A 19006-nucleotide genomic window follows, 5' to 3' on the forward strand; every position below is an offset into this window, starting at 1 on the left:
TGGCGGCCGTTCCTCAGCCACCTTCCTGGAACAGTATTATCCAAATGTTGGAAATACCACTCCACCAACCTGAAATAGCTGTGTAGTGTTCCTGCCAGGCCAGCAAGGGTGCGGCCCGAAGGAGTCATCACATGAAGAACCCCCTCTGCCTCAACAGCAACACCTACCACGGCTACTCGCTCGAAGAAGCCGTCGCGGGCGCAAGGGCCGCCGGCATCGGGAACATCGAGATCGCCGCCGTGCGTGGCTACACCGAACACGCGCGCCACGAGATGTCCGATGCCGAGATCGACGAGTTGACGTCGCTCTTGGCCGAGCACGGAGTCGTCGCCATCGGCATGTGCGGCCACACCAACATCCTCACCGACGAGGGACGCGCGGACTTCGTCCGCAATCTCGACCTCGCCGCACGCCTGGGCGTCCGGTACGTCGTCACCAGCACTGGCGAGACCCACGATGACGCCACCGTGATCGAGGACGACGCGGAACTCGTCGGCATTCTCCGGGAGCTGGCGGAAGCGGCGCACGATCGCGGCCTGACGCTCACCATCGAGACCCACGGCAACAACTACGGCAGCGGAGCGCTCGTGGCCCAGCTGCTCGACAAGGTCGACCACCCGGCGATCGCCATGACCTACGACACCGCCAACGTGATCTTCTACGGCGGAGTGGGTCCCTACGAGGACCTGCGCGAGAACGCGGGCCACGTCGCGTCCCTGCACCTCAAGGACAAGGCAGGCGAGCAGACGGAGTGGAACTTCCCCGCCGTCGGTACCGGTGACATCGACTTCGACGCCACCTTCGCGGCCCTTGCCGACACCGGATGCGAGGCGCCGCTGAGCATCGAGATCGAGTTCACCCCCGCTGGCCCGGAGAGCGTGGAGGCCGTGCACTCGGCCCTGGCTCTCTCCGCCGAGAACGCCCGCCAGCTGTTGGCGCGGCACTGAACATCACCGAATCTTCACCCGAAGGAACAGACATGCGACTCAGGAAACTACTTCGTGGCGTGGTCGCCGGCACCGCGCTGGCCCTCGCCCTCGCGGCCTGCACGACCGAACCCGACACCGCCCCTCAGGAGGGCGCCGACGGCCCGAAGAACGGCGACACCTACGTGTTCGGGAACATTGCCTACACATGAAGGACGTCTGGAACAAGTACAGCGCCGACGCCTTCGAGTTCGCCGCCACCAAGGTCGACACACCCGTCGAGGTGATCAACCTTGACGCCGAGAACAGCCTCGAGAAGTCGGTCTCGCTGATGCAGGAACTCATCGCAAAGGACGTCGACGGCATCTCGATCTTTCCCATCTCACCCGAGCAGGCGGCGACGCTCGGCAAGATGGCGAAGGACGCGGGCATCCCCGTCACCTTCGAAAACACCGTGCCCGATCTGGCGGAGGACCAGTACATCTCGGTGATCGCCGCCGAGTACGACCTGATCGGCGAGACCGCGATGGACTACATCGCCGAGACCTACCCGGACGCGAAGGTCCTCTACGTCGCAGGCGCCAAGGGCGGCGGCGTGTACGAGACGTATCAGAAGGGGATCGACCGCGCGATGGAGAAGCTCGGAGACAAGATCACGATCGTCGACACGGTGCACGGCGACTGGGAGACCGAACTCGCCATGAACGTCACCGCGGACGCGATCAACGCAGGAACCGATTTCGACGTCGTCTTCGCCAACAACGAGCAGATGGGCAAGGGCGTCAAGAACGCTCTTGACGAGGCGGGCAAGTCCGACATCCCGATCGTCGCAACGGGCGGAGGCCCCGACGGGCTCAAGATGATCGAGGACGGCGACATCACCGCCACGATCTCCGCGCCCGTCTCACTCCAGGGCCTGACCACGTTCAAGAATCTCTATCAGAGCGTCGTGAAGGGCCAGACCCCGGAGAAGTTCACCCCGCTTCCGCTGATCGCCGTGGACAAGAGCAACATCGCCGACGCCGTCAGCTGGGAGCGAGCGACGCCGCGGTCGAGTTCATCGGCGGGATCGAATAGCCGAACACGAGGGGCGCGCCTCGCGCGCGCCCCTTTCCTGTAGGACGGAATCAGAGATGAGCGATCAGCCCCGACTGGCGATCCGCGGGATCAGCAAACACTTCGACGGCGTCCACGCCCTACGCGACGTCACCTTCGACGTGTACCCCGGCGAGGTCCTGAGCGTCTGCGGCGAGAACGGGGCCGGAAAGTCGACCCTCATGAAGATCCTCTCCGGGGGCTACCAGCCTGACGCGGGGAGCATCATCGTCGAGGGCGAGGAACACCGCGGACTCGACCCTGTGCACGCGCAGTCGGCCGGGATCAACATCATCCATCAGGAGAACCTCCTGGTACCGACCATGAGTGTGCTGGAGAACATGTTCGTCGGTCGCGAGCCGGTCAGAGCGGGCATGTTCGTCGACTACAAGCAGATACAGCGCAGGCTCGTCGAGGAGTCGCGTTTCCTCGGCATCGAGCTCGACCCGAGGGAACTCGTCGAGCGCTTGTCCGTGTCCGAGCAGCAGTTCGTGAAGATCCTCAAGGCGCTCGTGCTCAAGCCACGGGTGCTGATCATGGACGAACCGACCTCGATGTTCAACGTAGAAGATGCCGAGCGGGTTCTGCGGATGGTGCGGCGGATCGCCGAGGCAGGCATCAGCGTCATCTACATCTCGCACTTCCTCGGGGAGGTGCAGCGCATCGCAGACCGCATCGTCGTCCTGCGCGACGGCACGGTGATCAGCGTGAGGGACAACGCCGATCGGGACGTGGATCTTGGCGACGTCACCCGCGACATGGTCGGCCGTCCGGTCGACATGTTCTACAAGAAGGCCGCGCACCCCGTCGGAGAGGTGGTGCTGGAGGTGGACGCACTGTGCGTCACGCCGGACTCCCCTCCCGTGAGCCTCGACGTGCGCCGCGGAGAGATCCTGGGCGTGGCGGGCATGGTCGGCTCGGGACGCACGGAGATCGTGAGGGCCATCGCAGGCGCGGACCGACCGGCGAGCGGCACCATCCGCATGCACGGGGAGACGATCAGAGTCCGCTCTCCGAGGGACGCCATCGGCGCGGGCATCGCCCACATCACGGAAGACCGGCAGCGGCTCGGGCTGGCACTCGGATTGAGTGTGCTCGAGAACTCGACGGCGGTCGGCCTCGAGAAGGTGACATCCGGGTGGTTCATGCGGATCGGTGCGACGGCGTCACGGGTGCGACCGCTCCTCGAGAAGTTGCGCACGAAGATGGCGAGCCTCCATCAGGAGGTGCGCTTCCTCAGCGGCGGGAACCAGCAGAAGGTGGTCCTCGCCAAATGGCTCCTCGTCGACTCGTCGGTGTTCATCTTCGACGAACCGACACGGGGTATCGACGTCAACGCGAAGGCCGAGTTCTACGGCGCAATGACCGACCTGTGCCAGCAGGGTAAGTCGATCATCATGGTGAGTTCTGACATGCCCGAACTCGTCTCCATGAGTGACCGCGTTCTGGTGATCCGCGGCGGAGCCGTCGCGGCGGTACTCAACAAGGATGAGGTCTCCGAGGAGGCCATCATCACCCACGCCCTGGAGGGACGATGACCACGACAACGACACCGACGCAGCCTGTCAGCGACAGGGCGCGCAGCCTGCTTCGGTCTCAGAACCTCAAACTGATCGGGGTGCTCGCCCTCATCGCCATCGTGATCACGATCGTGAACCCGAAGTTCATGAAGATCACCAACATCGTGTCGATCTTCCAGCAGGTCTCCGTGCTCGGCATCCTCACCATGGCGATGGCCCTCGCGCTGATCTCAGGAGGCATCGATCTGTCCATCGGCATGATCATGGCGCTGGCGGGCGTGATCATCTCGACCGTGATCGAGGCAGGCGCACCGGTGTGGCTCGCCGTGCTGATCGGGGTGGGCGTTGCGACGCTGTGCGGGCTCGTCAACGGGCTGATCATCAGCCTCACCCGCACCATGCCACTGATCATCACACTCGGCATGTCGGGCGTGTACTTCGGGCTGGCCCTCGTCATCTCCGGCGGCCAGTTCATGGGCTTCAACGGGGCGTTCGACCTCATCGGACGTACCCGCATCGCAGGCATCTTCCCCGCGACCCTGATCTTCCTCTTCGTCGTCGTCATCCTCATGTACGTCCTCCTGAACCACACACGGTTCGGGCGACGTGTCGTGGCGATCGGCGGCAACGAGGAGAACGCCTATCTCTCCGGAATCCGGGTGACCAGGTACAAGACCCTCGTCTACACCATCGGCGGGTTGCTTGCGGGTGTGGCCTCGATCGTGCTCGTCTCGCGTCTCGATTCCATCGTGGCGACGGTCGGGACGGGCTACGAACTGTCCGCGCTCACGGCGGCGGTGATCGGCGGCGTCACCTTCGAGGGAGGCCGAGGGTCCGTCGGAGGGGCCTTCATCGGCGTGATCCTGATGGGTGTGATCTCCAATGCCATGACCGTGCTCTCGGTGAACTCCTACCTGCAGACGGCCATCACCGGCGCCATCATCGTGGTCGCCGTCGTGCTCAGCAATCTCGGGAAGATGAGGCGCACATGAACGGGCCGCGCAAGGGGATCAACTACTGGTCATTCCGCGAGGGGACCTCGGCGGACGAGGCGGTCCGGCTCGCAGCCCAGGCAGGCTACGAAGGCCTCGAGTTCTGCCTCGCAGAGGAGGGCGCGGTCTCACTGACCAGCACCGGGCGGGAGCTCACACGAATCCGCGACCTGGCCCGGGACGCGGGCATCGGGCTTCCCTCGCTCGCCTCGTGGCTCGTGTGGGAGAACAACCTGGTCAGCGATGACGCGCGGACGCGCGGCCGTGCGATGGAGATCATCCGCAGGCAGATCGATGTGGCCAATGCCCTCGGAGCACAGACGGTCCTTGTCGTCCCCGGTTACGTGGGTGTCGATTTCGTCTCGCCGTCGGAGGTGGTCGCTTATGACGCGGCCTACGGCCGTGCCCTGGAGTCCATCGCCTCCCTCGCGGATCACGCGGCCGACGCCGGTGTGCAGATCGGCGTCGACAACGTATGGAACAAGTTCCTGCTCTCCCCGCTGGAGATGCGCTCCTTCCTGGACGAGATCGGGCACCCGCACGTCGGGGCCTACTTCGACATCGGCAATGCGCTCCTGACCGGCTATCCGGAACAGTGGATCCGCATCCTCGGTAACAGGATCCGTGCCGTCCACGTGAAGGACTACCGGCGATCCCCCGGGGGCTTCGATAGCTTCGTCGACCTCCTCTCCGGCGACGTCGACTTCCCGGCCGTCAACCGGGCCCTCAGCGAGATCGGCTACGACGGGTACATCAGCGCAGAGATGATGCCGCCCTACCGTTTCCACTCCGACCAGCTCATCTACAACACCTCAGCGGCCATGGACCGCATCTTCGGATGGTCGTCGGCGACCAGGACTCAGGAGAGACTCACATGACAGGCATCGCGATCATCGGACAGGGCTACATGGGGCAGACCCACGCGGCCGCCTACACCGCTGCGGGCAGGGGCGCGGACATCCGTTACGTGTACACCCCTCGCCCTGCTCCCCCGTTCCAGGCGGCCCCGGATGCCGAGCTGGTCACCGATCTCGGCGTCATCCTCGACGATCCTTCGGTGTCGGTGGTGTCGGTGTGCACACCCACCACGACGCACCGCGAGATCGCGGTCCCGCTCCTCGAGGCAGGAAAGAACGTCCTGCTCGAGAAGCCGATCGCGCTGTCGCTCGAGGACGCGCTCGCCATCAAGGAGGCGGCCGACGCCGCACCGGGCGTCCTCATGGTGGCGCAGGTCGTCCGGTTCTTCGAAGGGCATCGCGTCCTGCGCTCGGACGTGGCCTCCGGACGTCTGGGCAGGATCCTTTCTGCTCGGGCCCGGCGGCTGATCAACCGTCCCGACTGGGCGAAGTGGTGGCACGACGAGTCCCAGTCGGGTGGCGCGATCGTCGACCTGGCGGTCCATGACTTCGACCAGATGAACCTCTATCTTGGCCGGCCGGTCGCCGTCACCTCGACCGCCGTGACCTCCTACGGGCCGTTCGAGACGACCATCGAGTACGCCGATGGCGGGATCGGCCAGGTGCTCAGCCACGCCGACCTTCCTCCAGGCGCCCCCTTCATTGCGGGGATCAGCCTCATCGGCGAGGCCGGGATCGCCGACTACGAGCTGTCGGCGGCGTCCCCCACGGACCAGGGCGAGGGCGCCTACCCGGGGTTGGACGGATACCGGCTCGCGGGCGCTGACGGTGGGTACTCCGTCGACGTCACTGGAGACGATCCGTACGCACGCCAGGCGGCCTACTTCCTCAGCTGTGCCGAGTCGGGCACGCAGGCGTCCGAGAGTAGTATTGGGGCGGCTGTGCGCGCGCTCGAGGTCGCACTCGCCGCGCGTGATTCGCTCCGCGGCGGCGGGCGGATCGAGATTGACAGCCTGGTGACGGATGCCGAGGCAGCCGGAGCCGATCGCTAGACATCCGACGGAAGAATCGAGCCTCCCCTGTTCACCGATGATGGCGGCACCGCGAATCTGACCCGTTCGCTCGCTTGGACACCGGGTGAGATCTTCCAACTCGTCCGCGAGAACCCGGCGATCTCCCGCTCCGAGCTCGCCCGCCAGACCGGCATGTCACCCACGACGGTGGCATCGAGGATCGACCACCTCCTCGAGCGCGGATACCTGAGTGAGACGGGCACCGCGAAGGCCGGGCGTCGCCCGCGGGCCCTGACGGTGAACGCCGAGTGGGGCATCGTGATCGCCGCGCACCTCGGATCTCGCCACACCCGCGTCTGCATCGTCGACATGGAGGGCCGGGTCCTGACCGTCGAGGAGTACGAGGTGGCGGCCTCGGACGACATCGACGCCACCCTCGACTGGCTGCATGAGCGTTTCGAGGACTCCCTCAAGGCCCTTCCCGGAAGTCGGCCGCCCCTGAAGGGCATCGGGCTCTCGATTCCGGCCCCCGTCGACTCGCGCACCGGCAAGCTGGTCGGCCCGACGCTGCTGCATTCCTGGAATCAGGTGGCTATGGCCCCGCTCCTCGAGAGCTGGTACGGCGTTCCCGTCATCATCGACAACGACGGCACGCTGATGGCCCTCGGCGAGCATCGCACGGCGCGCTCGTCGAGTCGCAGCCTCCTGTACCTGAAGCTCGGAGCCGCGTTCGGGTGCGGCATCGTCACGAACGGCGAGGTCCACCGAGGCCACACCGGCGGTGCGGGAGAGATCGGCCACATGCCGGTCGTGACCAGTTTCACGCGAACCTGCCTCTGCGGCCGCGACGACTGCCTCGAAGCATGTCTCGGCGGCACAGCGATCATCGAGCACCTGCGCGAACGGGGGCACACCGTGGCGACGACCGCAGGCCTCGTCGAGCTCGTGGCGGGCGCCGATCCGGATGCCCTCGAGCTCTGTCGGGCGGCAGGCACGGCCATCGGCGCCTCGGTCGCCGTGCTCGTGGACTTCCTCAACCCCGAGACGGTCGTCCTCGGCGGACGCCTGTCACTGATCGAACCGCTGACACAGAACCTGAGGGCCGCGCTCTATGCACGAGCTCTGCCGCTGAGCATCAGCGAGCTGGCCATCGACACGACGATCACCGCTGAGAACGCATCGTGCCTCGGGGCGGCCTGGACCATCATCGACCATCTCTTCTCCGTCGGATCCGTGAACGCGGACGTACTCGGCTGAGCAATATCCAATTCTTGGAAATTTGCTTCCAATCCAAGGAAACAGACTAGGCTTGTGACACCTGCAAGGGAGCAGGCATCCACCCGCCGGCACGGCGCTCTCACGAGGGATTTCCATGAGCTTTGATTACTCGCTTTCGTCATTTCTCCCGTTCCGGGACGCGGATGCCTGCCGCGCAGCCCGCGAGATCCCGAGGTCGCAGATCACGGAACATGCAAACCCCGACTTCCGGATCCGCGTCGAGGACGATCGTGGCGCGCTGTACCGGGCCTTCGCGGAGGACCTGGTCGGTCGGATCAGGGAGGCGCGCGACGCGGGGAGACGGTTCACGGCCATCCTCCCCGTGGGGCCGGTGCCCCAGTACGACATCGCGGCCGCGATGATCAATGAGGAAGGGCTCAGCCTCGAGCACGTGACGACGTTCAACATGGATGAGTACGCCGACGAGGAGGGAAGGACCGCCCCGGAGTCGTGGGAGGGATCCTTCCGCGCGGCCATGTGGAAGAACTTCTTCGGGCTCATCGACGAACGCCTGCGGCCGGCGGAGGAGAACATCAACTTCCCCGACAGCGCCAACATCGCAAGCTACTCGGCGATGATCGAGGACGCCGGCGGCGCGGACGTCTGTTACGGGGGTATCGGCTGGAGCGGCCACATCGCGTTCTGGGAACCACACCTCGGCGCCGAGTTCGACGGCGATCTCGACGCCTACCGCGATGCCCCGGGGCGCATCGTCGAACTGCACCCCATGACGATCATGCAAAACGCCCTGCACACCTTCGGCGCCGACTGGTCCTGGGTCCCGCCAAAGGCCGCGACGGTCGGCCCCAGGGACATCCTCGGAGCCCGACACAGGTCCTTCTGGCTCGACGGCGACCTGGGCGGAGGCGTGTCGTGGCAGCGGTTCATCGCCCGCCTCGTGGCGCACGGCCCCGTCAACGAGTTCGTGCTGGGTTCGCTCCTGCAGGAGACGCGATGCGACTACACCATCCTCGGCGGGGTGGCTGACGATGTGCAGCTCACGATGTCGTGAACGCGCCGGTCGGGACGTAAACCGCTCACCGTCCTTGTCCAGGTTGGACCGGGTTGGTGTCTTTCCTGGGCGGCAAGGCTCGATTCTGTCGTGAAGCGCACTCATTCGGAGCATGCGAATGCCACCGGCGCTCGCCGCCACCGTCGGCGGTCTCAGCCTCGCAGCCCTTCTTGTCGGCGCAATCCAGATCGCCCGGCCGGAGTCGGGCCACGTCAGCGACGCATGCAGTATCGAGCTGCATGCGCGCGAGACCTGCGCCGCAGCTCCACCTGAGTCGCAGCAGGTCACCACCGATGAGGGGGTCGTCGAGTACCGGCGCGGGACCATGCTGCACCGGATCGACGGACCCGCCCGCACCTGGCCGAACGGCAGACAGGAGTGGCACCAGAACGGTCGTCTGCACAGGCTGGACGGACCGGCAATGGTGCTCCCCAACGGCATGCAGCGGTGGTACGTCGACGGCCGCCTGCACCGCACAGACGGACCCGCCGTCGAGATGAAGAGCGGACGCTCCTGGTATTACCTCAACGGGCGGATGGTCTCGGAGAGCGTGCTCGGCCTGTAACAGCGCTGGGACCTACGCCCGCCGCGTAGACGAGACCGCTCAGAGTTCCTCGATCTCGGGGCCGAAGTCGAGCTTCGGGTCGTCGTCTCGTCCGGTGACGTCACAGGTGACGACCCAGTCCTTGCCGCCACCCGCGGCGTCGAGTTCCAGTTGCCACATCTCACCTGCGCCGTCAAGGCTGCCCGTCAGCCAGCCGCTGTCGGCGTCCACCCTGAGGTTCGGATACTCACTGTCCTGCTGACGTGTCAGCTCGCGGGTCGCGGAGTCGAGGGTCCGACCTTGGCTGGTCACCTCCTCGTCGTAGGCCTCCAGGCTCCCCACACCGAGGAATCCCCACAGCGGCACGGCGAAGAAGATGATCACCAGTAGCAGCAGACACTGGAATGCCAGGAGTCCGATGACAACGAAAGTGCCGACGCTGGTATTCGACCGCAGAGCAGGAGCGAAGCTCCAGGTCGGAGGCGCCCAGCTACCGTAGGACGGTGCACCCTGCGACGTCGCAGCAGGCTCATCTTCCGGGGCGCCCTCCGGTGGACGGGCGGAGTGGCCACGAGTTCCGGGTTCCGGACAGACATCCCGGGTCGCCGAGCTGCCGAGGTCAGGCTGGGAGTTCAGGCCCAACGCCCTGATCGGCGTCGAACTGACTGGAGTGGGCGACCGGACCACGACGTGGGCCCTCGGCGATCACGACCCGACCGCCGGTCGGCGACGCCGCCGCGATGAGAACCTGACAGTGGACGGTCGAGAAGACCTGCTCCCCGCCGGCGGAGTACTGGTCCCCTGACCCCTTGCGGGTCTTCCCGCAACGGGCCCACGCGGAGCATTTGCGGGTCATGAAGCCGCCCGGCGAGGCTCGCCGACTCTACCTTTGGCCATGTCTGGGACCCGACGGGCAGACATTGACCCTTCCGGGCGATAGCTTGCCTGGCAGGCGCATCGCAGGCTGTCAGCGGGCATTTGCCGGCTCGATGGTGCGGTGGCGTTGCTGACAGGTAGCGAGCGGAAGGTGAGGTGGTCACGGTGGACCCCATCAGCGCGGCGGTGGACTTGGCCAAGCAGATCGTGGCGAAGATCCACAAGGCCATGGAGACCGCAGCCAAGGCGGCGGCACAGGGCGGTGGCGGCGGCGCGGCCCCGCAGTTCCAGGCCGTCTCGAGCCACGACACGCTCCGGGCCGCTGTGATCGCGGCCCACGAGAAGGACAGCCAACATCTCGACAACGCGACGAAGGTGCTGACCACCATCTCACCTGCGCTGCGCGTCGCAATTGCCGCCGCACAGTTCGCCGGGAAGGTCCTGCAGGACAAGAACCTCGAACTGCTCGATGAGCAGCGGGCCCGCCTGGTTGAGGCTGAGGCGGTCGCCGGCCCGGCTGTGGCCGATCTGCGCACCAAGGAGCAGGTCTGGGAGGCGCAGCAGGCAGCGCTGCGAGAAGTGGCCCAGCTGACAGCCAAGTTGCAGAGCATCCCAGGCTGGGAGGGCATGGCCTCCAGCGGCTACGGCGGCGCAGCCACTGGCCAGATCACCGCAGTCACGCAACTGGTCGCAGGCAGTCTCCGGATGCCCAGCAGCATCCGCGAGGTGGCGAACCTGAACGAAGCGATCATGACGGCCATCAGCACGGTGATCGGCCACCGGACGCACCAGATCAGCAAGGCACCCACAGGGGTGCCGGGCTCGTTCAGCTGTACTCATGTGGCGACCGCCGCCCTGACGGGGCTGACCCTGAAGATGGACGCTGAACTCGGCGGGGAGACGACCCAAGCCAAGCTCGATGAAGTCCAGGGTCTGGTTGACGCGTCGCGCTCAATGATCCCTAATCCCTGGCCGGGTTCCTGAGCTTAGGGGTACTGTGCTGCGATCGCGTCTGCGATGGCCTGGACCTCTTTGAGCGTAATTCCGTCTTGTGGGCCAACGTTCACGTCGATGAGTGTGAACGTCGAGGTCTCAACGAAGCACGCGATCCTGCCGCCGATATCCTTGCTCACGCAGATCACCCGGCCGCCGGAGGAGGCAACAGGTTCGGCAGCTCCATCGGCTGCTTCCTCGGGGGTCAGGTCCACGTCGGAACCGACCACGTGGATCTGCGCGTCGCCGCCGTTGGGATCTTCTCGTCCTTCGGTGATGTAGTAGCCGCCCGTTGACGCGCCGGGCTGGACGTGCCAGCCGTTGACCTCCGGGGGAAGGTCCTCCAGCATGATCGGACGCTTCTCGACCGTCGGGGTGGGTGTCGGATCGGCGGCCTTGCTCGTAGCAGGTGTCGAGGGATCAGCTGTCGGGGGCTGGTCGCCAGGTCTGGTCAGGAACCAGGCACCCACACCGATCAGAGCGACCGCGACCAGGACGGCTGCGATGATCAGGGGTAGCCGGTTCGGCTTGCGCGGCGGTGCATCGTAGGGCTGCTGGGGCGGTGGGCCCTGCCACCCCTGCTGCGGGTTGCTCTGCCACCCGGGCGTCCCCTGGCGTGGTGGGCCTGGAGGGCCGTGCTGGGGGCCGTGCCACTGCTGATTCGACATAGGTGTCCTTCACGTCGTCGGCTGCCGCCCAGACTAGGACATGTCTCAGCCAACGCCCCTGACAGCGATCAACACAGTGGCCGGAAGTTCAATAGCGCTCACCCTCGCAGGTCTCGGCAGTCACGCTCAACCGCTGAATCTCACAGCTCTCCACACCCAACTCCTCAGCACGGGAGCCAAGACATGCCCACACATCCTCCGGGGACCCACTCCCCTGGACCACTCACCATCGTCCTTGCACAAGTCCCCCACCCTGTACGTGACCTGCGAGCCTTGCCCCGAATGCCGCAAGCTGATCGCCGGAGCACAGCTCCTCCAGGTGATCTGGCCCGACGGCTCCTGGTCAGTGTGACTCCCGCGCACCCTCGACACGTCGATCGCTGCTAGCGGCAGGCCAACTGCTCATCGCCGCAATCAGTTCGATTGGCCTGGTCCCCACGGCTGCCGCCGTGGCGCCGGCGAACCGCTGACCGAGGCTCGCCGACCTCGACCTTTGGCCATGTCTGGGACCCGACGGGCAGACATTGACCCTTCCGGGCGATAGCTTGCCTGGCAGGCGCATCGCAGGCTGTCAGCGGGCATTTGCCGGCTCGATGGTGCGGTGGCGTTGCTGACAGGTAGCGAGCGGAAGGTGAGGTGGTCACGGTGGACCCCATCAGCGCGGCGGTGGACTTGGCCAAGCAGATCGTGGCGAAGATCCACAAGGCCATGGAGACCGCAGCCAAGGCGGCGGCACAGGGCGGTGGCGGCGGCGCGGCCCCGCAGTTCCAGGCCGTCTCGAGCCACGACACGCTCCGGGCCGCTGTGATCGCGGCCCACGAGAAGGACAGCCAACATCTCGACAACGCGACGAAGGTGCTGACCACCATCTCACCTGCGCTGCGCGTCGCAATTGCCGCCGCACAGTTCGCCGGGAAGGTCCTGCAGGACAAGAACCTCGAACTGCTCGATGAGCAGCGGGCCCGCCTGGTTGAGGCTGAGGCGGTCGCCGGCCCGGCTGTGGCCGATCTGCGCACCAAGGAGCAGGTCTGGGAGGCGCAGCAGGCAGCGCTGCGAGAAGTGGCCCAGCTGACAGCCAAGTTGCAGAGCATCCCAGGCTGGGAGGGCATGGCCTCCAGCGGCTACGGCGGCGCAGCCACTGGCCAGATCACCGCAGTCACGCAACTGGTCGCAGGCAGTCTCCGGATGCCCAGCAGCATCCGCGAGGTGGCGAACCTGAACGAAGCGATCATGAGTAACATCAGTCGAGCCATCGGTCGACAACAGCGCCAGATCACCAAGGTGAACCCGGGAGTTCCAGGCTCGTTCGCCTGCACACATGCGGCGACCACCGCCCTGACGGGGCTGACCCTCCGGTTGGACGCTGAACTCGGCGGGGAGACGACCCAAGCCAAGCTCGATGAAGTCCAGGGTCTGGTTGACGCGTCGCGCTCAATGATCCCCGATCCCTGGCCAGGCTCTTGAACTCAGGGGTACTTCGCCGCGATCGCATCCGCGACGGTCTGGACTTCCTCCAATGTGATGCCGTCTTGTTGGGCTGCGGTCACGTCGATGAGAGTGAAGGTCGAGGTGTCGACGAAACACGCAATGTCGCCCATATAGTCCTCGGGGACGCAGATCACCCGGCCGCCGGAGGACTCGACTGGATCGTCAGCACCCTCCACGGCTAGCTCCAGGGAGTAGGAGTCGTCGTCTGCACCAGTCACGTTGATCTGGGCGTCGGCACCGTTGGGGTCTTGTCGTCCGTCGGTGATGTAGTAGCCGCTCGTCCCCGCAGGCTTCACGCGCCAGCCGTTGACCTCAGGGGGAAGGTCTTCGAACGTGACCCGGCGCTTCTCGACCGTCGGGGTCGGTGTCGGGTCGGCGGCCTGGCTCGTGCCAGGTGTCGAGGGATCAGCTGTCGGGGGCGGGTCGCCAGGTCTGATCAGGAACCAGACACCCACACCGATCAGAGCGACCGCGACCAGGACGGCTGCGATGATCAGGGGTAGCCGGTTCGGCTTGCGCGGCGGTGCATCGTAGGGCTGCTGGGGCGGTGGGCCCTGCCACCCCTGCTGCGGGTTGCCCTGCCACCCGGGCGTCCCCTGGCGTGGTGGGCCTGGAGGGCCGTGCTGGGGGCCGTGCCACTGCTGATTCGACATAGGTGTCCTTCACGTCGTCGGCTGCCGCCCAGACTAGGACATGTCTCAGCCAACGCCCCTGACAGCGGTCAACACAGTGGCCGGAAGTTCAATAGCGCTCACCCTCGCAGGTCTCGGCAGTCACGCTCAACCGCTGAATCTCACAGCTCTCCACACCCAACTCCTGAGCACGGGAGTCCAGACATGCCCACACGTCGTCCAGGGTCACACTCCCCCGGAGCCCCTCACCATCGTCCCTGCACCAGTCCTGGGCCACCTGAGGCAGCACGACGCCCGTCGTGTAGTGGTTGTCCTTCATGTCGGGAGCGGCCCACAGCACCGAGCCGAACCCGCTCGGGCACGCGCTCGACCTCATGTCCAGGGAGAACAGTCCACCGAGGGCATTGGGTGCCACGTTGAACCCGAGCACCTCAATCGTGCCGGTCATGGCCCGCGATTGGGACCAGATCCGTTCCAGTTCGTCGGGCTCATGCCAGCGCCGCTTGTCGGCCAGCGGCTCGCCCTCGAGTCGGGCCTCCACCATGTCCTCGCACCGGTACTCCTCGATCAGCTTTCCGCTCAGCGACAGCTGCACCATCACCGCGGCCGTGTCGGAGTCAAACGACTCGACCCGTTCGACCATCGCCGCCACATCAAGCGACTCCACGTCCAACGACGGACGCTCCGCAGATGAGCCCGGATCGCTGTCCTCCTCCAGGAGCGCCACCGGCCCCGTGCGCAGGTCCCTCACCTCGACCCGCTCAGCACCATGCCCGGTGTACCAGGCCAGGGTCCACTCACGCTTGCTTGCCCAGCGCTCCACCACGAACGCATCCGCCGATGACGTGCCAGCCTCCCGCACCCCGGCCGCGATCATGGCATCGACATCCGGACCAGCCGCGCAGCCGACGAAAGCACCCAGCAGCGAAGTCAGACAGGCCAGTCGTTTCACCCGGCCAGTGTGCCCCACGCCAGGTTCGCCGGGGCCCTGATCGCTAGTCGCAACACGGTGCCTCTTGGTGGATGCGTCGCGCAGCATGATCCCCGATCCCTGGCCCGGCTCCTGAACTCAGGGATACTTCGCTGCGATCGCGTCAGCGATCGCCTGGACCTCTTCCAGCGAGATGCCGTCCGCCGGGGTGGCGCTGGCGATGATGATGGTGAATGTCGAGGTATCGATGAAGCAGGACGTGTCGCCGACCGTGTCCTCAGGGACACACACGACATGACCATCCGAGGACTCCACCAGGCCAGCCATCCCAGATGCGGCAGCCTCCGCCGTGAGGCCGGTGTTCACCCCAGTCACGGTGATCAGGGCGTCGCCACCATGGGGGGCTTCTCGTCCCTCCGTGATGTAATACGCTCCCGTACCCGCAGGCTTGGCGCGCCAGCCGTTGACCTCCTGTGGTAGGTCGTCGAACGTGAGGTCGCGCTTCGCGACCGTCGGGGTGGGCCTCGGCTCGAGGGGCTGGCTGGCGCTCGGGGTCGAAGGATCAACCGTCGGTGGTGTGGCCGCGGGTCTGGTCAGGAACCAGGCGCCCACACCGATCAGTGCGACCGCGACCAGCACTGCGGCGACGATCAGCGGCAGACGGTTCGACTTGCGCGACGGTGCACCGTAGGGCTGCTGAGGGGGTGGGCCCTGCCACCCCCGCTGCGGGTTGGCCTGCCACCCGGACGCCCCCTGCTGCGGAGGGCCTTGCTGGTGGCCCTGCCACTGCTGATTCGGCATGGATGTCCTTCACGTCTGGATGGACCCAGCCTAGAGCAGACACCCGTCACGGTTTCCCAACAGCGAGCCCCATCGCAAGGCTGCAAATCAGGGGCAGAGGACGGTTGCGACGTCGCCTGGCTTGACGGCACCTGCCCAGTCAGGCGACAGCCGTATCAGGCTACCCGCGTCGAGCCACCAGCTGTGCCGCACAGAGCCTTCGCCGGTGATGGTCTCGGCGACGAGCTGAGGACCGTGTGTGTCCTCTGGAAGGCGTCTGGCAAGTCTGGTGACCCAGTCGCGGTTCTCTGCGTCGGAGGCCCACGCCGAAGGCGCTGGGCCGGTGAGGGGGTCGAGGCGTGTGGGCCCTGCAGGGGCGGGCGATCGGAACCGGGTGTCAGGTGGCATGACGCGACGCAACAACGGCCATGCCTGGCTGCGCGGGGCGAGTGCGACCTCGAGGCTGCTCTCCAAGGCGGTGACGGTGTCGGTGGTGTCGTCGAGGAGGACACGGCTGGTCACTGTGAGCAGGTCGCCGACGCTTCGATCCACGATGCTCAGGAAGCCGACCTGACCGTTCCTGGCCATCAACACGGTGCGGGAGGTGGCCCTGGTGCTGAGCTCAAGCGCCCGGTGCCAGATGCCTTGTGGGCAACCGTCTTGGTCGAGAGTTCCGGCGGCCCGGCAAGCGAGGCGTTGGAGCTCGCTCAACTGCGACCAGTTGCCGGTTCGCCAAGCGTGAAGAGCAGCACCCCACGCGGTCTTACTGACCCGCGAGACGCTGATCTGGGACTCATCCGCGAGGCTCATCGGGGACGCTCCAATCCGAACTGTTCGGCCATCTGGATCAGATCGGTCTCCCTGTTGCACACGCCATGGGCGCGCTCCTCGTGGTTGATTATCAGCCACACGGTCCCGTTCTCGTCAGGCATCGCAACGGCGGTGGGGGCGATCGTCTCCAGATAGGTGTCGATCAGCGCAAGGCAGGCCGCCTCGTCGGTTGGGGCCTCAGGATTCGTCACCGTGATCTCCAGGCTCAGTATGCTGTTGAGGCCGCCGACGTTGGGGTCGGTCGAGGTGGTGACGTGGGTCACACCCTGAAGTGCGCCTAGTTGCTCCTCAATGCTGCTGCGCAGCGTGCCGCGTTGGGAGGGGTCGCTGGTGGGGCCGGTCGGGCCGGAGTTGAGGATCTCCCACACGGCGCAGCCACTCAACAACGCCGTGGCGACCAGCGCGACGACAGCGAGCACGCCACGTCCCTGTCGCGTCGTCATGGTCTGCGTCCGAAGCTGACCAGGATCGTCTCCGAGTCCGTCTTGCCAGCCCCGAGCAGGCTGGCCTCGAACCCGCGCAGCGCCTCAGCATCGGCCTTTGTCGCGGTGAGGAGCCGGTCCCGGTACGTCGTCGGCTCATGGGAGTGCGTCGTCAGATCGCCTCCTGGTTCGGTCTGCGACTGTGGGTAGTGACTGTCGGTGAAGGTGACTTCTGTGATGTTGAGGCCGCGGCTTGTTCCGACGTCGATCCTGGAGACCACGTCATGCTCATTGACGATGCTGAGCACCCTCGTGTCCTTCCCGACGTTGATGCTGCCGATCGGTGACCCGACCGTCACCACGGCGTTGACGTCGTATCGGCTGGCGAAGAACCGCTCCGAGGCGACGTTGGCCGCGAGAATCCCTCCCTGGGAATGGCCAGCAAGGTTCACCACCGGCCTGCCCTGGATGGGGCCGTGGCGTGTCTCATAGTCTCTGACTGCCAGGTCGATGGCTGCCATGACCGACTCCTTCGCCGACGAGCTGCCCGATCCGACCAGGTTCACGTTGGCCGGCCAGTCGGTCCCCTCGGGATCGCCACCCCACCCGTTGGGATCTTCCAACGCCAGCGTCGTGCCAGGGATCACCGCAGTGAACACGGGCGGATCGCCCGTGATGCGGACACGCACCACGTTGGTGTCGTCAGGATTCATGTCCGAGGTGTACTTGTAGCTGGTCACCATGTCGTCGAGGATGGTATCCAACGGTGACCCCGCGGCCTGCGGACCATCGATGGCCCGACCGGAGTCGAGGATCTTCGGGGCCAGCGGTGTGCCGTCTGTGGCAAAGCGGGCGTCATCGAGATCAAACCCGTACTGCTTCTCAAGCAACTCCTTCACTCCTCGGCTCACCACCCCGTCGGAAGCCATCGCTATATACGCCCTCAGAGCCGCATGTTCGACGGCTGGCCCCCACCTGCCCGTGCTGAGGAAATCCGTCAGCAGGGCGGGTGCCTGACGATTGGTCTCCAGCAGGAACGCGAGTTCCTCGCGGGTCATACCGAACGGATCGTTCTCAGGCAGAAGTTCGAGGACCTCATCGAGGTTCGGGTCGAAGTGCCAGTCGAGGCCGTCCAACGCCCCCTCGAGGAACGTCAACTGGTAGGAGTTGACGGTGTCAAGCGCCTCGAGCCGCTCCTGATTCCGCTGATAGGAGGACGCCACCGAGTCCAGCGCCGCGGCGGCACCTCGGTCGAGCTGCTCGGCGCGCCGGGCGATGTCAGCGACCATGCCCGCCTCAATTGCCCCGGTTGAACTGGTCGGACTCAGCCGGGACAGCACCCCGAAGGCGTTCATCAACCACCCCAACGCGTTCAGCTCGCTGACGATGGCTGCCCGATCAGCTTGGATCGCTGCCAGCTCGGACGCCGTGTCGCGGGCAAGCCGACCGTAGCCCTCCAGAACCTGAGTAGTCCGATCCATTCGGGCTGTCATCGCCTCACGATCGGCGCGCTCAGTCTGTGCTGCCCTCCCGGTCCACACCGGCGGACGCAATGCGCCGATGCTCTGCGCCCCCGTCCGGATTGCCGCTGCGCGGGCCAGATGGGCCTCAGCAGTGGATCTCAGAGTTGATGCCATCCACTGCCCGGCCATGGCCCAGTAGTAGCTCACCGCTGAGTCCTCTCAAAGAACCCCGTGATCGCTGTTTGAGCGTCCTCCTCCTGCTTGAGGTACGCATCAGCTATCGAAACGACCGTGTCGGGATGCGCTGCCAAATGCTCAATCAATACCTGACTGCCCGACAGCCAAGCAGCAGCAGCCGCTGGCGACGCCTGGGCCGCAACCCCACCGGCCATGGCCTCGGCGAACCCGTCCAATGCCGGCGGCGAAATGTCACCGTCCAGACCCGCCGCGATCCCGCGCATCTGCACACCGAAGTCCCGCAACTGATGCAGGTCCACGTCATAGTCGCTCACTCACGCCTCCTTAGTGGCGACGCTAGCGCCCCGACAGTGCACAACGTCCCCCATTCGCGCATTTACTACGGCATTTGGCTGGAAACCGACCCCCGTTACCTTCTAGGTATCCCCGATGGTCGGGGTTCTGGTCGCCAGGCCCGGCATGACTTACTGCCCCTGTCGTTGATGAT

At 65.9% G+C, this 19006-nt stretch carries 21 protein-coding genes; 12 read left to right on the forward strand and 9 right to left on the reverse strand.

The window, feature by feature from the left end:
• Positions 1-131 precede the first annotated feature (131 nt).
• The 10 genes from BW733_RS17025 to BW733_RS17065 all read left to right on the forward strand — a co-directional run bounded on the left by BW733_RS17025 (position 132) and on the right by BW733_RS17065 (position 9258).
• Positions 132-947 (forward strand): sugar phosphate isomerase/epimerase family protein, encoded by an 816-nt coding sequence (locus BW733_RS17025; protein ID WP_077352425.1) that lies wholly within the window; start codon positions 132-134, stop codon positions 945-947.
• 32 nt (positions 948-979) lie between these two features.
• Positions 980-1138, forward strand: a complete 159-nt coding sequence (locus tag BW733_RS18400; RefSeq protein ID WP_161490277.1) for a hypothetical protein — start codon at positions 980-982, stop codon at positions 1136-1138.
• Positions 1135-2046: a sugar ABC transporter substrate-binding protein gene (locus BW733_RS17030; RefSeq protein WP_152024787.1), complete on the forward strand. Its 912-nt coding sequence runs from the start codon at positions 1135-1137 to the stop codon at positions 2044-2046. Before BW733_RS18400 ends, BW733_RS17030 begins: the two co-directional genes overlap by 4 nt.
• A gap of 13 nt (positions 2047-2059) precedes the next feature.
• Entirely contained in the window at positions 2060-3559 is a 1500-nt protein-coding gene (locus BW733_RS17035) for a sugar ABC transporter ATP-binding protein (RefSeq protein ID WP_077352427.1), read from the forward strand.
• A complete protein-coding gene (locus BW733_RS17040) occupies positions 3556-4533 on the forward strand; it encodes an ABC transporter permease (protein ID WP_077352429.1) in 978 nt (325 codons plus the stop codon). Before BW733_RS17035 ends, BW733_RS17040 begins: the two co-directional genes overlap by 4 nt.
• Positions 4530-5411 (forward strand): sugar phosphate isomerase/epimerase family protein, encoded by an 882-nt coding sequence (locus tag BW733_RS17045; protein WP_077352431.1) that lies wholly within the window; start codon positions 4530-4532, stop codon positions 5409-5411. The genes BW733_RS17040 and BW733_RS17045 overlap by 4 nt, the downstream gene beginning before the upstream one ends.
• Positions 5408-6442, forward strand: a complete 1035-nt coding sequence (locus BW733_RS17050; protein WP_161490278.1) for a Gfo/Idh/MocA family protein — start codon at positions 5408-5410, stop codon at positions 6440-6442. The genes BW733_RS17045 and BW733_RS17050 overlap by 4 nt, the downstream gene beginning before the upstream one ends.
• Positions 6443-6610: 168 nt before the next feature.
• The gene (locus BW733_RS18690; protein ID WP_161490279.1) at positions 6611-7660 is read left to right on the forward strand and encodes an ROK family protein; all 1050 of its coding nucleotides are present in this window, start codon (positions 6611-6613) and stop codon (positions 7658-7660) included.
• 115 nt (positions 7661-7775) lie between these two features.
• A complete protein-coding gene (locus BW733_RS17060) occupies positions 7776-8693 on the forward strand; it encodes a sugar phosphate isomerase family (protein WP_077352435.1) in 918 nt (305 codons plus the stop codon).
• Between the two features lie 112 nt (positions 8694-8805).
• Positions 8806-9258 (forward strand): hypothetical protein, encoded by a 453-nt coding sequence (locus BW733_RS17065; protein ID WP_152024788.1) that lies wholly within the window; start codon positions 8806-8808, stop codon positions 9256-9258.
• Between the two features lie 39 nt (positions 9259-9297).
• Here BW733_RS17065 and BW733_RS17070 read toward each other — a convergent pair whose 3' ends face one another.
• Positions 9298-9621, reverse strand: a complete 324-nt coding sequence (locus BW733_RS17070) for a hypothetical protein (protein WP_077352439.1) — start codon at positions 9619-9621, stop codon at positions 9298-9300.
• Positions 9622-10278: 657 nt separating this feature from the next.
• On the opposite strand from BW733_RS17070, the gene BW733_RS17080 reads away from it, so the two are divergent.
• Positions 10279-11097, forward strand: a complete 819-nt coding sequence (locus BW733_RS17080; RefSeq protein ID WP_152024789.1) for a hypothetical protein — start codon at positions 10279-10281, stop codon at positions 11095-11097.
• Positions 11098-11099: 2 nt separating this feature from the next.
• Here BW733_RS17080 and BW733_RS17085 read toward each other — a convergent pair whose 3' ends face one another.
• On the reverse strand, positions 11100-11774 hold the full coding sequence (locus BW733_RS17085) for a hypothetical protein (protein ID WP_077352445.1): 675 nt from the start codon (positions 11772-11774) through the stop codon (positions 11100-11102).
• A gap of 645 nt (positions 11775-12419) precedes the next feature.
• Between BW733_RS17085 and BW733_RS17090 the strand changes: the two genes are divergently transcribed.
• Complete coding sequence (locus tag BW733_RS17090; RefSeq protein ID WP_152024791.1) at positions 12420-13238, forward strand: hypothetical protein; 819 nt, start codon at positions 12420-12422, stop codon at positions 13236-13238.
• Positions 13239-13240: 2 nt separating this feature from the next.
• On the opposite strand, the gene BW733_RS17095 is transcribed toward BW733_RS17090, so the two are convergent.
• The 7 genes from BW733_RS17095 to BW733_RS17125 all read right to left on the reverse strand — a co-directional run bounded on the left by BW733_RS17095 (position 13241) and on the right by BW733_RS17125 (position 18833).
• A complete protein-coding gene (locus BW733_RS17095; protein ID WP_077352449.1) occupies positions 13241-13915 on the reverse strand; it encodes a flagellar basal body-associated FliL family protein in 675 nt (224 codons plus the stop codon).
• A gap of 88 nt (positions 13916-14003) precedes the next feature.
• On the reverse strand, positions 14004-14933 hold the full coding sequence (locus BW733_RS17100) for a hypothetical protein (RefSeq protein WP_152024792.1): 930 nt from the start codon (positions 14931-14933) through the stop codon (positions 14004-14006).
• A 30-nt stretch (positions 14934-14963) separates the two neighbouring features.
• Entirely contained in the window at positions 14964-15626 is a 663-nt protein-coding gene (locus BW733_RS17105) for a hypothetical protein (RefSeq protein WP_077352454.1), read from the reverse strand.
• An 87-nt stretch (positions 15627-15713) separates the two neighbouring features.
• Positions 15714-16415: a hypothetical protein gene (locus BW733_RS17110; protein WP_077352456.1), complete on the reverse strand. Its 702-nt coding sequence runs from the start codon at positions 16413-16415 to the stop codon at positions 15714-15716.
• Positions 16412-16879 (reverse strand): hypothetical protein, encoded by a 468-nt coding sequence (locus tag BW733_RS17115; protein ID WP_077352458.1) that lies wholly within the window; start codon positions 16877-16879, stop codon positions 16412-16414. Before BW733_RS17115 ends, BW733_RS17110 begins: the two co-directional genes overlap by 4 nt.
• The gene (locus BW733_RS17120; protein WP_077352460.1) at positions 16876-18339 is read right to left on the reverse strand and encodes a lipase family protein; all 1464 of its coding nucleotides are present in this window, start codon (positions 18337-18339) and stop codon (positions 16876-16878) included. Before BW733_RS17120 ends, BW733_RS17115 begins: the two co-directional genes overlap by 4 nt.
• Positions 18340-18524: 185 nt before the next feature.
• Positions 18525-18833, reverse strand: coding sequence for a hypothetical protein (locus tag BW733_RS17125; protein ID WP_077352462.1), 309 nt, complete (start codon positions 18831-18833; stop codon positions 18525-18527).
• Positions 18834-19006: the final 173 nt, after the last annotated feature.

This window comes from Tessaracoccus flavescens (genome assembly GCF_001998865.1).
GTDB lineage: Bacteria > Actinomycetota > Actinomycetes > Propionibacteriales > Propionibacteriaceae > Arachnia > Arachnia flavescens.

Excerpts from the sequence above, each read along its gene's own strand:
- BW733_RS17025 (WP_077352425.1), top strand. The coding sequence starts at position 132 with ATGAAGAACCCCCTCTGCCTCAACAGCAACACCTACCACGGCTACTCG.
- BW733_RS18400 (WP_161490277.1), top strand. The coding sequence starts at position 980 with ATGCGACTCAGGAAACTACTTCGTGGCGTGGTCGCCGGCACCGCGCTG.
- BW733_RS17030 (WP_152024787.1), top strand. The coding sequence starts at position 1,135 with ATGAAGGACGTCTGGAACAAGTACAGCGCCGACGCCTTCGAGTTCGCC.
- BW733_RS17035 (WP_077352427.1), top strand. The coding sequence starts at position 2,060 with ATGAGCGATCAGCCCCGACTGGCGATCCGCGGGATCAGCAAACACTTC.
- BW733_RS17040 (WP_077352429.1), top strand. The coding sequence starts at position 3,556 with ATGACCACGACAACGACACCGACGCAGCCTGTCAGCGACAGGGCGCGC.
- BW733_RS17045 (WP_077352431.1), top strand. The coding sequence starts at position 4,530 with ATGAACGGGCCGCGCAAGGGGATCAACTACTGGTCATTCCGCGAGGGG.
- BW733_RS17050 (WP_161490278.1), top strand. The coding sequence starts at position 5,408 with ATGACAGGCATCGCGATCATCGGACAGGGCTACATGGGGCAGACCCAC.
- BW733_RS17060 (WP_077352435.1), top strand. The coding sequence starts at position 7,776 with ATGAGCTTTGATTACTCGCTTTCGTCATTTCTCCCGTTCCGGGACGCG.
- BW733_RS17065 (WP_152024788.1), top strand. The coding sequence starts at position 8,806 with ATGCGAATGCCACCGGCGCTCGCCGCCACCGTCGGCGGTCTCAGCCTC.
- BW733_RS17085 (WP_077352445.1), bottom strand. The coding sequence starts at position 11,774 with ATGTCGAATCAGCAGTGGCACGGCCCCCAGCACGGCCCTCCAGGCCCA.
- BW733_RS17095 (WP_077352449.1), bottom strand. The coding sequence starts at position 13,915 with ATGTCGAATCAGCAGTGGCACGGCCCCCAGCACGGCCCTCCAGGCCCA.
- BW733_RS17100 (WP_152024792.1), bottom strand. The coding sequence starts at position 14,933 with ATGCTGCGCGACGCATCCACCAAGAGGCACCGTGTTGCGACTAGCGAT.
- BW733_RS17105 (WP_077352454.1), bottom strand. The coding sequence starts at position 15,626 with ATGCCGAATCAGCAGTGGCAGGGCCACCAGCAAGGCCCTCCGCAGCAG.
- BW733_RS17110 (WP_077352456.1), bottom strand. The coding sequence starts at position 16,415 with ATGAGCCTCGCGGATGAGTCCCAGATCAGCGTCTCGCGGGTCAGTAAG.
- BW733_RS17115 (WP_077352458.1), bottom strand. The coding sequence starts at position 16,879 with ATGACGACGCGACAGGGACGTGGCGTGCTCGCTGTCGTCGCGCTGGTC.
- BW733_RS17120 (WP_077352460.1), bottom strand. The coding sequence starts at position 18,339 with ATGGATCGGACTACTCAGGTTCTGGAGGGCTACGGTCGGCTTGCCCGC.